The organism is Pseudomonas sp. (assembly GCF_035277045.1).
GTDB lineage: Bacteria > Pseudomonadota > Gammaproteobacteria > Pseudomonadales > Pseudomonadaceae > Aquipseudomonas.
The window spans coordinates 45589-56437 of the sequence record NZ_DATELE010000219.1 but is presented as its reverse complement, the minus strand read 5'-3'; the positions used below and the strand labels follow the sequence as shown (position 1 = coordinate 56437).

The 10849-nt window shown below is 64.8% G+C and carries 11 protein-coding genes; 8 read left to right on the top strand and 3 right to left on the bottom strand.

Translation table 11 applies throughout. The annotated features are described in order from the left end of the window. Positions 1-62 precede the first annotated feature (62 nt). Positions 63-911, bottom strand: coding sequence for a glycine betaine ABC transporter substrate-binding protein (locus tag VJS90_RS12675; RefSeq protein ID WP_324121997.1), 849 nt, complete (start codon positions 909-911; stop codon positions 63-65). A gap of 216 nt (positions 912-1127) precedes the next feature. Here VJS90_RS12675 and VJS90_RS12670 point away from each other — a divergent pair, with 216 nt between their 5' ends. Then, positions 1128-2684 (top strand): beta (1-6) glucans synthase, encoded by a 1557-nt coding sequence (locus VJS90_RS12670; protein WP_324121996.1) that lies wholly within the window; start codon positions 1128-1130, stop codon positions 2682-2684. 176 nt (positions 2685-2860) lie between these two features. Here VJS90_RS12670 and VJS90_RS12665 read toward each other — a convergent pair whose 3' ends face one another. Continuing rightward, positions 2861-3220, bottom strand: a complete 360-nt coding sequence (locus VJS90_RS12665; RefSeq protein WP_324121995.1) for a hypothetical protein — start codon at positions 3218-3220, stop codon at positions 2861-2863. 160 nt (positions 3221-3380) lie between these two features. Between VJS90_RS12665 and VJS90_RS12660 the strand changes: the two genes are divergently transcribed. Further along, positions 3381-4679, top strand: a complete 1299-nt coding sequence (locus VJS90_RS12660) for a serine/threonine protein kinase (RefSeq protein WP_324121994.1) — start codon at positions 3381-3383, stop codon at positions 4677-4679. Then, positions 4672-5487 (top strand): VacJ family lipoprotein, encoded by an 816-nt coding sequence (locus tag VJS90_RS12655; protein ID WP_324121993.1) that lies wholly within the window; start codon positions 4672-4674, stop codon positions 5485-5487. Before VJS90_RS12660 ends, VJS90_RS12655 begins: the two co-directional genes overlap by 8 nt. Positions 5488-5639: 152 nt before the next feature. Here the strand turns inward: VJS90_RS12655 and VJS90_RS12650 are convergent, their stop codons facing one another. Continuing rightward, positions 5640-6569 (bottom strand): lipid A biosynthesis lauroyl acyltransferase, encoded by a 930-nt coding sequence (locus tag VJS90_RS12650; RefSeq protein ID WP_324121992.1) that lies wholly within the window; start codon positions 6567-6569, stop codon positions 5640-5642. A 111-nt stretch (positions 6570-6680) separates the two neighbouring features. Between VJS90_RS12650 and minC the strand changes: the two genes are divergently transcribed. The 5 genes from minC (at position 6681) to VJS90_RS12625 (ending at position 10790) form a co-directional block, all read left to right on the top strand. Continuing rightward, on the top strand, positions 6681-7439 hold the full coding sequence (gene minC, locus VJS90_RS12645) for a septum site-determining protein MinC (protein WP_324121991.1): 759 nt from the start codon (positions 6681-6683) through the stop codon (positions 7437-7439). A gap of 97 nt (positions 7440-7536) precedes the next feature. After that, entirely contained in the window at positions 7537-8349 is an 813-nt protein-coding gene (gene minD / locus VJS90_RS12640; RefSeq protein ID WP_324121990.1) for a septum site-determining protein MinD, read from the top strand. A gap of 3 nt (positions 8350-8352) precedes the next feature. After that, on the top strand, positions 8353-8607 hold the full coding sequence (minE, locus tag VJS90_RS12635) for a cell division topological specificity factor MinE (protein ID WP_010224188.1): 255 nt from the start codon (positions 8353-8355) through the stop codon (positions 8605-8607). Positions 8608-8701: 94 nt separating this feature from the next. Next, positions 8702-9337, top strand: a complete 636-nt coding sequence (locus VJS90_RS12630; RefSeq protein ID WP_324121989.1) for an RluA family pseudouridine synthase — start codon at positions 8702-8704, stop codon at positions 9335-9337. Between the two features lie 163 nt (positions 9338-9500). Next, entirely contained in the window at positions 9501-10790 is a 1290-nt protein-coding gene (locus VJS90_RS12625) for a M18 family aminopeptidase (protein WP_324121988.1), read from the top strand. The last annotated feature ends 59 nt before the right edge of the window (positions 10791-10849 follow it).

Below are 10849 nucleotides of genomic sequence, written 5' to 3'. Positions count from 1 at the left end.
CCGCGTGGGAGCTGGCTTGCCAGCGAATGGGTCAGACACTGCGGATCCAGGACTGGATGACCTTATTTCCCCGTCCACTCCTTCACCCGGTCCGGATGCTTGGCCACCCAATCCTTGGCCGCGGCTTCAGGCTTGGCGCCTTCCTGGATCGCCAGCATCACTTCACCGATCTCATCCTTGGACTGCCACGAGAATTTCTTCAGGAACTCGGCCACCTCGGGCGCCTTGGTGGCCAGCTGCTTGCTGCCAATGCTGTTGACGGTCTCGGCCGCGCCATACACGCCCTTCGGGTCATCCAGGAACTTGAGTTTCCACTTGGCGAACATCCAGTGCGGCACCCAGCCGGTGACGGCGATGGACTGCTGCTTGGCATACGAGCGCCCGAGCTCGGAGGTCATGGCGGCACCGGAACTTGCCTGCAGCTTGTAGCCGGTCAGGTCGTAGTCCTTGATCGCCTGGTCGGTCTTGAGCATGACGCCTGAGCCGGCGTCGATGCCGACGATCTTCTGCTTGAAGCTGTCATCGGTCTTGAGGTCGGCGATGCTGGTGGCCTTGACGTATTCGGGGACGATCAGGCCGATGCGCGCATCCTTGAAGTTGGGACCGTAGTCGACCACCGCGTCCTTGTTCTTGGTCCAGTACTCGCCATGGGTCACCGGCAACCAGGCCGAGAGCATGGCGTCGAGCTTGCCGGTGGCCACGCCCTGCCACATGATGCCGGTCGCCACGGCCTGCAGCTTCACGTCGTAGCCCAGCTTCTGCTTGATCACTTCGGCGGCAACGTTAGTGGTCGCCACGCTGTCGGCCCACCCGTCCACGTAGCCAATGCTTACTTCCTTGGCCATCGCCTGCGCGGCACTGATGGCCAGTGCCAGGGCGGTGCCCACTCCCAGGAGTTTTCGCATTTTCATCAAAGCATCCCCTCGTCAGGTCTCGGAGAGTGCATCATCGGCCTGCGGGGGTGGACAACCTGATCTGTCAGCGACCTCCAGCCAGCGATCCACGACATCACATAGCCATTAACGCCACGCGCCTCCCCTGCCCTGCGCGATCTTTGCATGCCAAAGCGTTGACGCCGGGCGTTTGCGGTTACTATCGGCGCTTTGCCCTCGTCGACGGACCGCCCCATGCCCGGCACCGCCCGCCCTTTGCTGCCTTTCTACCTGCTCGCCTGCGTGGCCGCCTTGCTGGCCCTGGGGGGGCTCTGGTACGGGCTGGGCAAGCCGGTGCAGCTGCCTGATGCGGCCAGTGCCACGCATAAACTGCAGTGTGCCTCCTATACGCCGTTCGACAAGGACCAGTCGCCGTTCGACCAGCCGTTCAAGCTGCGTCCGGCGCGCATGGACGCCGACCTGGCGCTGCTGGCCGAGCGATTCCAGTGCATCCGCACCTATTCGATGACCGGTCTTGAGGCAATCCCGGCGCTGGCGCGCAAGCACGGGCTCAAGGTGATGCTCGGTGCCTGGGTGAACGCCAACCCGGTGGACACCGACAAGGAAGTCGCCGCGCTGATCGCCCAGGCCAACGCCAACCCGGACGTGGTCAGCGCGGTGATCGTCGGCAACGAGGCCTTGCTGCGCAAGGAAGTCACCGGCGAGCGCCTGGCCAGCCTGATCCACCGTGTGAAAAGCCAGGTGCAGGTGCCGGTCACCTACGCCGATGTCTGGGAGTTCTGGCTGCAGCACCCGCAGGTGGCCCCGGCGGTGGATTTCCTGACCATCCATCTGCTGCCCTACTGGGAGGATGATCCGCGTGGGATCGAGGATGCGCTGGCGCATGTCGGCGAGGTGCGCAGGCAGTTTGGCGAGCGCTTCGCGCCCAAGGACATCGTCATCGGCGAGACCGGCTGGCCCAGCGAGGGCCGCCAGCGCGAGACCGCCCTGCCGAGCCGGGTCAACGAGGCGAAGTTCATCCGCGGGTTCGTGGCGATGGCCGAGCAGCACGGCTGGCACTACAACCTGATCGAGGCGTTCGACCAGCCCTGGAAGCGCGCCAGTGAAGGCGCGGTGGGCGGGTACTGGGGGCTGTATGACGCGGATCGCCACGACAAGGGGGTGCTTGAAGGGCCGGTGAGCAATCTGCCGTTGTGGCCCCAGTGGTTGCTGGCCGGGGTGGTGCTGTTTGCTTCGACGCTGATGCTGGCCGGGCCTGCGCGTGATCGCCGCGCCGCTGTGCTGCTGCCCTTCCTGGCGGCCCTGGGCGCGGGGTGCCTGGGGTTGTGGGGCGAGCTGATGCGCACCAATGCGCGGTTTGCCGAGGAGTGGGTCTGGGCGCTGTTGCTGGCCGGGCTGAACCTGCTGGTGCTGGCGCATGGGGCGCTGGCGCTGGCCCGCCGCGACGGCTGGCGCCAAGGGCTGTTTGCCTGGCTGGAGGCGAGAGCCGGCTGGTGGCTGACGGCGGCCGGGTTTGCCGCGGCGGTGAGCATGCTGGCGATGGTGTTCGATCCCCGTTATCGCAGCTTCCCCAGCGCAGCGCTGCTGTTGCCGGCGCTGGCGTACCTGCTGCGGCCTGCGGCGGCGCCCAAGGCGGAGATCAGGTTGCTGGCGGTGATTGTCGGGATGGGGATCGTGCCGCAGCTGTATCAGGAAGGGTTGAGCAATCAGCAGGCGTGGGTCTGGGCGGTGGTGAGTGGGTTGATGGCCATCGCGCTGTGGCGCGGTTTGCGGCAATCCAGATCCCTATGACCGGCGAAGCCAGGGCATTGTTGGAGCGTGCCTTGTGCCGGAACGCCGGACCGCGCGAAATGAGGGCGTAGCCCTCACCGGGGCGCAGAAATGTCGAGTTATGCGATGCTGGCAGGTAGCACAGAACTCAGTCTGGTACCCCCTCTGCAACGCCGGTGCAATGTCGGGATATGGCCTCAGGAAGACCGCACCAACCGCAGTCCAGCCAATACAACGGCAAACACAGCAAGACTTGCGGTATACAGCACCAGCGCAGGAATGCCGAACGCCAACGCCGCCACGGCAATCCACCTCCCGCCCTGACGCGGCACCACCTGGGCGATCAAGGCCAACCCCAGCGCGCTCCACGCGATCACCCGGAAATGAATCCCCAGCCCCAGCACCGAGCGCACCTGGCATTGCCAGTACGCGCCAGGCTCGGCGCACAGCCCGACCCACTGCCCATCTTCCATCAACCCATAACGCACCCCGTAGCTCGCGGCCAGCCACAAGGCCAGAAAGGCCAGCAAGGCGATCAAAGGTAAAGAACGGGACATAGGCCTCTCCGGCGACGGTTACAAACGGCCAGCATACGTGCGTGGTATGTTCAGATGATACGTTTTGAGCGATAAATACCCCAGCGCCCGGCAACTTTGCCACCGTGCGCGGGGTCTTAGCCTGCGTACCGCATTTTGCAGTATCTCTATGGGGGTTTGAATGCTTCGATCTATGCGCCTCGCTGCCGTGCTCGGCGGTGTGCTCCTGAGTGCGGCCGCGACGGCGCGGGACATCGACGCCGCGAGCTACGGCTACCCCTTGACCAACCCGTTCGAGGCGACCATCGCCACCACCCCACCGGAGCTGCGCCCGACGCTGCCGACCGATGAGGACATCACCCAGAACGACTACACCCTGAACCTGCGCCCGGAGCGCTCGTTCACCTTGCCGGACAACTTCTGGCCGGTGAAAAAGCTGACCTACCGCCTGGCCCGCCAGGACCACGAGGCGCCGCTGATCTTCCTGATCGCCGGCACCGGCGCGCCGTTCTCGAGCAGCATCAACGAGTACCTGAAGAAGCTCTACTACCAGGCCGGCTTCCACGTGGTGCAGCTGTCCTCGCCCACCAGCTACGACTTCATGAGCGCCGCCTCGCGCTTCGCCACCCCCGGGATCAGCAGCGAGGACGCCGAGGACATGTACCGGGTGATGCAGGGCGTGCGCGCCCAGCACCCGCGCCTGCCGGTCAGCGAGTTCCATCTCAGCGGCTACAGCCTGGGCGCGCTCGACGCAGCCTTCGTCGCCAAGCTCGACGAAACCCGGCGCAGCTTCAACTTCAAGCGCGTGCTGCTGCTCAACCCGCCGGTCAACCTGGTCACCTCGATCACCAATCTCGACAAGCTGGTGCAGACCGAGGTGAAGGGCGTCAGCAGCAACACCACCTTCTATGAGCTGATGCTGAGCAAGCTGACCCAGTACTTCCGCCACAAGGGCTACATCGACCTGAACGAGGCGCTGCTCTACGACTTCCAGCAATCGCGCCAGCACCTGTCGAACGAGCAGATGGCGATGATCATCGGCACCTCGTTCCGCTTCTCGGCGGCCGATATCGCGTTCACCTCCGACCTGATCAACCGTCGTGGGCTGATCATTCCGCCCAAGTACCCGATCAGCGAGGGCAGCAGCCTCACGCCGTTCTTCAAGCGGGCCCTGCAGTGCGACTTCGACTGCTACCTGAGCGAGCAGGTGATCCCGATGTGGCGCGCCCGCAGCGATGGCGGCAGCCTGCTGCAGCTCAACGACCAGGTGAGCCTGTACGCGCTGAAGGACTACCTCGCGACAAGCCCGAAGATCGCCGTGATGCACAACGCCGACGACGTCATCCTCGGCCCGGGCGACATCGGTTTCCTGCGCCAGGTATTCGGCGACCGGCTCACGCTCTATCCCCACGGCGGGCATTGCGGCAACCTCAATTACCGCGTCAACAGCGACGCCATGCTGGAGTTCTTCCGTGGTTAAGCACCTCTTGATCGTCTCCGCCCTGGTGGCGAGCACTGGCGCGATGGCAGCCGAGACCGCCCCGCGTACCAGCGTGATCGAAGCCGACGTGATCGACACGCCCGCGGTTGAAAGCGATGGTTTCACCGATCCGCTGCGTGCGCTCAAATTCAACCCGGGGCTCGACCAGCGCGAGTTCGAGCGCTCGACCTTCGATGCGCTCAACGTGTACGACCCGTTCGAATCGGTGAACCGGCGCATCTATCATTTCAACTACCGCTTCGACCAGTGGGTGTTCCTGCCGACGGTCAGCGGCTACCGGTACATCACCCCGCATTTCGTGCGCACGGGGGTGAGCAACTTCTTCAACAACCTGGGCGATGTGTCGAGCCTGGCCAACAGCCTGATGCAGCTGAAACTGCAGCGCTCGGGGCAGATCACCGCGCGCTTGATGTTCAACACCATTCTCGGTGTGGGCGGGCTGTGGGATCCGGCGACCAGGATGGGCCTGCCGCGCCAGAGCGAGGACTTCGGGCAGACGCTGGGCTTCTATGGGCTGGATGAAGGGCCCTACCTGATGCTGCCGGTGTTCGGGCCCTCGAACCTGCGCGACACCACGGGGCTGGTGGCGGATTACCTGGGCGAGCGCGAGGCCAATTACCTGGACTTCGCCGATGCCAGCGATGACCAGCCGGCGCTGACCGTGCTGCGCGCGGTGGACAAGCGGTATACCACCAGCTTCCGCTATGGCCAGCTCAACTCGCCGTTCGAGTATGAGAAGGTGCGGTATGTGTACACCCAGGCGCGGAAGTTGCAGATCGCGGAGTAGATTCCATCTGTGGGAGCGGGCTTGTCCCGCGATCGGGCCCGGAGGGGCCGAAGAACAGGCAATGCCAACTTGCCTGATTCACCATGATAGCCGGTTCTACGGCCCATTCGGGCCCGATCGCGGCACAAGGCCGCTCCCACAGGTGGCCACCGCTATTTCTTGTCGTAGAGCTTCGGCTCCCCCGGCGGCCGTGACTTGAACCGGCGGTGTGCCCACAGGTACTGCTCGGGACACTCGCGGAGCACCCCTTCCACCCACTGGTTGATCCGCAGGCAGTCGGCCTCTTCGCTCTCTCCCGGGAAATCCGCCAGCGGCGGATGCACCACCAGCCGGTACCCGCTGCCATCCGTGAGCCGCCGCTGGGTGAACGGGATCACCTGCGCCTTGCCCAGCCGGGCGAACTTGGTGGTCGCGGTGACCGTCGCCGCGGGAATGCCGAACAACGGCACGAACACGCTCTGCTTGGCGCCATAGTCCTGGTCCGGGGCATACCAGATCGCCCGGCCCTTGCGCAGCAGCTTGAGCATGCCGCGCACATCGTCGCGCTCCACCGCCAGCGAATCAGCATTGTGCCGCTCGCGGCCGCGGCGCTGGATGAAGTCGAACAGCGGGTTGCCATGCTCGCGGTACATGCCGTCGATGGTATGCCGCTGCCCGAGCAGCGCGGCGCCGATCTCCAGGGTGGTGAAGTGCACGGCCATCAGGATGGCACCCTGCCCTTGCTGCTGCGCGGCCTGCAGGTGCTCGATGCCTTCGATGTGCGCCAGCCGCGCCAGCCTGGCCTGGGGCCACCACCAGCTCATGGCCATTTCAAAGAACGCGATGCCGGTCGAGGCGAAGTTTTCCTTCAGCAGGCGCTGCCGTTCGTCGTCGGACAGCTCGGGAAAACACAGCTGCAGGTTGCGCGCGGCGATCCGCCGACGCTCACCGGCAACCCGGTACATCAGCGCACCCAGCGCGCGGCCGAGCCCGAGCAGGGCCTTGTAGGGCAGCTGTACCAGCAGCCACAGCAGGCCCAGGCCCAGCCACAGGCCCCAGAAACGCGGGTGCAGGAAAAGGGGACGAAAACGCGGGCGATCCATTGAAGCTTCCACAAAGACATGGGCCGGGCATTCTACAACGGTTCGCTGCTGGTTGCGGCTAACCCAGGTAATCGTTATAACCTTGGGCACTTTTATCGTTACAAGCCGTCTATGCAGACCATGAGCCTCAACCAGACACCCGACTCCGTACCCGTGTTCCAGCTCAAGGGCAGCATGCTTGCCATTACTGTGCTGGAACTGGCCCAGAACGACCTCGAAGCCCTCGACCGGCAACTGGCGGCGAAAGTGGCGCTGGCGCCCAATTTCTTCAGCAATACGCCGCTGGTATTGGCCCTGGACAAGCTGCCCGCGGGCAGCGGCGCCATCGACCTGCCCGGCCTGATGCGCGTCTGCCGCCATCACGGCCTGCGGACCCTGGCGATCCGTGCCAGCCGCATCGAGGACATCGCCGCGGCGATCGCCATCGACATGCCGGTGCTGCCGCCCTCCGGCGCCCGCGAGCGCGCGCTCGAGCCCGAGCCCGAGGTAAAGCAGCCCGAGCCGCCTCCGGCCCCCCCCGCGCCGGCCGAGCCTGAAATCAAACCGACGCGCATCATCACTTCGCCGGTGCGCGGCGGCCAGCAGATCTATGCTCAAGGTGGGGATCTGGTAGTGGTGTCGTCGGTCAGCCCGGGTGCGGAACTTCTCGCCGATGGCAATATCCATGTGTACGGCGCGATGCGCGGCCGGGCCCTTGCGGGTATCAAGGGCAATACCAGAGCGCGGATCTTCTGTGCGCAGATGACCGCCGAAATGCTCTCGATCGCTGGCCAGTACAAGGTATCCGAAGACCTTCGCCGTGACCCGCTGTGGGGCGCCGGGGTGCAGGTCAGCCTGGCCGGTGACGTGTTGAACATCACCCGCCTTTAACGGATACTTGCCGCCATTTTCTGCGCAACTTGTTTCCATGTTGCCGTTTTTTGCATTTTTAGGGACTCGACGTCCTTTTCTTTAGGGGTGAAGCACCTTGGCCAAGATTCTCGTGGTTACATCCGGCAAGGGTGGTGTGGGCAAGACCACCACCAGCGCCGCTATTGGTACCGGCCTCGCGCTGCGCGGCCACAAGACTGTCATCGTCGACTTCGACGTCGGCCTGCGTAACCTCGACCTGATCATGGGCTGCGAACGCCGCGTGGTGTACGACTTCGTCAACGTGGTCAACGGCGAGGCCAACCTGCAGCAGGCCCTGATCAAGGACAAGCGCCTTGAGAACCTGTACGTGCTGGCCGCCAGCCAGACCCGCGACAAGGACGCGCTGACCCAGGAAGGCGTCGAAAAGGTCCTGATGGAGCTCAAGGAGCAGTTCGAGTACGTGGTCTGCGATTCGCCGGCCGGTATCGAGAAAGGCGCCCACCTGGCGATGTATTTCGCCGACGAAGCCATCGTCGTGACCAACCCGGAAGTATCGTCGGTGCGTGACTCGGACCGCATGCTCGGCCTGCTGGCCAGCAAGTCGCGCCGCGCCGAGCGCAACGAAGACCCGATCAAGGAACACCTGCTGATCACCCGCTATCACCCCGAGCGCGTCAGCCAGGGCGAGATGCTGGGCGTCGAGGACGTCAAGGAAATCCTGTCGGTCGCGCTGCTGGGCGTGATTCCCGAGTCGCAGGCGGTGCTCAAGGCATCCAACCAGGGCGTGCCGGTGATCCTCGACGACCAGAGCGATGCCGGCCAGGCCTACAGTGATACTGTTGACCGCCTGCTGGGCAAAAAAGTGGAACACCGATTCCTTGATGTGAAGAAGAAGGGATTCTTCGAGCGCCTGTTTGGAGGCAACTAACCCATGAACCTTTTTGACTTCTTTCGTGCCAGCAAAAAAGTAAGCACCGCCTCTGTCGCGAAAGAGCGTCTACAGATCATCGTGGCGCACGAGCGCGGTCAGCGCAGTACCCCGGACTACCTGCCAGCCTTGCAGAAGGAGCTGGTCGAGGTGATCCGCAAGTACGTCAATATCGGCTCCGATGATGTGCAGGTCGCTCTGGAAAACCAGGGCAGCTGCTCGATCCTGGAACTTAACATCACCTTGCCCGATCGCTGATCGGCGCCCCGGGTAATCCGCCACGGCGACGGCCGGGCCGGCAAGACAGTTGCCGGGTCCGTCCGTCGCCGTTGGTGTTTGCAGAGAACTCGCAATGCCGCTGTCGAATGTCCACGTCCTGTATGAAGACGCCGCCATCCTGGTGATCAACAAGCCTACCCTGCTGCTCTCGGTGCCTGGACGGGCCGACGACAACAAGGACTGCCTGATCACCCGCCTGCAGGAAAACGGCTACCCCGATGCCCTGATCGTCCACCGGCTCGACTGGGAAACCTCGGGGATCATCCTCCTGGCCCGTGATGCCGACAGCCACCGCGAGCTGTCCCGGCAATTTCACGACCGCGAGACTGAGAAGGCCTACACCGCTCTGTGCTGGGGCCAGCCAGCGCTGGACAGCGGCAGTATCGATCTGCCGCTGCGCTACGACCCGCCGACCAAGCCGCGGCATGTGGTCGACCACGAGCTGGGCAAGCATGCGCTGACGTTCTGGCGCGTGCTCGAGCGGTGCGGGGATCATTGCCGGGTCGAGCTGACGCCGATCACCGGGCGCTCGCACCAGTTGCGCGTGCATATGCTGTCGATCGGGCATCCGCTGCTGGGGGACCGCTTGTATGCCAACCCCGAAGCGCTGGCGGCCCATGAGCGGCTGTGCCTGCACGCGAGCATGCTGAGCTTCACCCACCCGGTTTCCGGGGAGCGGTTGAAGTTCGAGTGCCCGGCGCCGTTCTGACGGACCGAGTCTACCCTGTTCGCGGGCAAGCCCGCTCCCACAGGTACCGCGCTGCTCTTGGGGCCAGCGCTGCACATGTGGGAGCGGGCTTGCCCGCGAACAGGGGCGACACAATCCCCACCCAATTACGCTAAACTCGCGCCACTGCTGTCTGGAGTGTTTTATGCGCGATGCCCTGAACCAAGGCCTGATCGATTTCCTCAAGTCTTCCCCCACGCCCTTCCACGCCACCGCCAGCATGGCCATGCGCCTCGAGGCCGCCGGCTACCAGCGCCTGGACGAGCGCGACAGCTGGGCGACCGTGCCCGGTGGTCGCTACTACCTGACCCGCAACGATTCCTCGATCATCGCCATCAAGCTGGGCCGCCATTCGCCGCTGATGGGCGGGATCCGCCTGGTCGGCGCCCACACCGACAGCCCGTGCCTGCGCGTCAAGCCGCAGCCTGAGCTGCAGCGCCTGGGCTTCCTGCAACTGGGCGTCGAGGTCTACGGCGGCGCGCTGCTCGCCCCCTGGTTCGACCGCGACCTGTCGCTGGCCGGGCGGGTTACCTTCCGCCGTGACGGCAAGGTCGAAAGCCAGCTGGTCGACTTCAAGCTGCCGATCGCGATCATTCCCAACCTGGCCATCCACCTGAACCGCACCGCCAACGAAGGCTGGACGATCAACCCGCAGAACGAGCTGCCGCCGATCCTGGCCCAGGTGGCCGGTGACGAGCGCATCGACTTCCGCGCCCTGCTCACCGAGCAGCTGGCCCGCGAGCACCAGCTCAACGCGGACGTGGTGCTCGACTACGAGCTGAGCTTCTACGACACCCAGGATGCCGCGCTGATCGGCCTGAACGGCGACTTCATCGCCGGTGCCCGCCTGGACAACCTGCTGTCATGCTTCGCCGGCCTGCAGGCGCTGCTGGCGGCCGACAGCGACGAGACCTGCGTGCTGGTCGCCACCGACCACGAGGAAGTCGGCTCCTGCTCGGCCTGCGGCGCCGACGGCCCGATGCTCGAACAGACCCTGCGCCGCCTGCTGCCCGAGGGCGATGACTTCGTGCGGACCATCCAGCGCTCGCTGCTGGTGTCGGCCGACAACGCCCACGGCGTGCACCCCAACTACGCCGACAAGCACGACGGCAACCATGGGCCCAAGCTCAACGCCGGGCCGGTGATCAAGGTCAACAACAACCAGCGCTACGCCACTAACAGCGAGACGGCCGGGTTCTTCCGCCACCTGTGCATGGCCGAGGAAGTCCCGGTTCAGAGCTTCGTGGTGCGCAGCGACATGGGCTGCGGCTCGACCATCGGGCCGATCATGGCCGGGCACCTGGGCGTGCGCACGGTCGATATCGGCTTGCCGACCTTTGCCATGCACTCGATCCGCGAATTGTGCGGGAGCCAGGACCTGGCGCACCTGGTGAAGGTGCTGACGGCGTTCTACCGTAGCCAGGATCTGCCCTGAGGCGGCAGGTTCGGGGGCCCTTGAGATCAGGGGCCCCTTCCTGACTGCCTGCCCTGATG

What these genes read in the sequence shown, in the direction of transcription:
- VJS90_RS12630 (WP_324121989.1), top strand. Translation starts at nt 8,702, where the DNA reads ATGCCGCTGTCGAATGTCCACGTCCTGTATGAAGACGCCGCCATCCTG.
- VJS90_RS12625 (WP_324121988.1), top strand. Translation starts at nt 9,501, where the DNA reads ATGCGCGATGCCCTGAACCAAGGCCTGATCGATTTCCTCAAGTCTTCC.
- VJS90_RS12670 (WP_324121996.1), top strand. Translation starts at nt 1,128, where the DNA reads ATGCCCGGCACCGCCCGCCCTTTGCTGCCTTTCTACCTGCTCGCCTGC.
- VJS90_RS12660 (WP_324121994.1), top strand. Translation starts at nt 3,381, where the DNA reads ATGCTTCGATCTATGCGCCTCGCTGCCGTGCTCGGCGGTGTGCTCCTG.
- VJS90_RS12650 (WP_324121992.1), bottom strand. Translation starts at nt 6,569, where the DNA reads ATGGATCGCCCGCGTTTTCGTCCCCTTTTCCTGCACCCGCGTTTCTGG.
- VJS90_RS12665 (WP_324121995.1), bottom strand. Translation starts at nt 3,220, where the DNA reads ATGTCCCGTTCTTTACCTTTGATCGCCTTGCTGGCCTTTCTGGCCTTG.
- VJS90_RS12675 (WP_324121997.1), bottom strand. Translation starts at nt 911, where the DNA reads ATGAAAATGCGAAAACTCCTGGGAGTGGGCACCGCCCTGGCACTGGCC.
- minE (WP_010224188.1), top strand. Translation starts at nt 8,353, where the DNA reads ATGAACCTTTTTGACTTCTTTCGTGCCAGCAAAAAAGTAAGCACCGCC.
- minC (WP_324121991.1), top strand. Translation starts at nt 6,681, where the DNA reads ATGCAGACCATGAGCCTCAACCAGACACCCGACTCCGTACCCGTGTTC.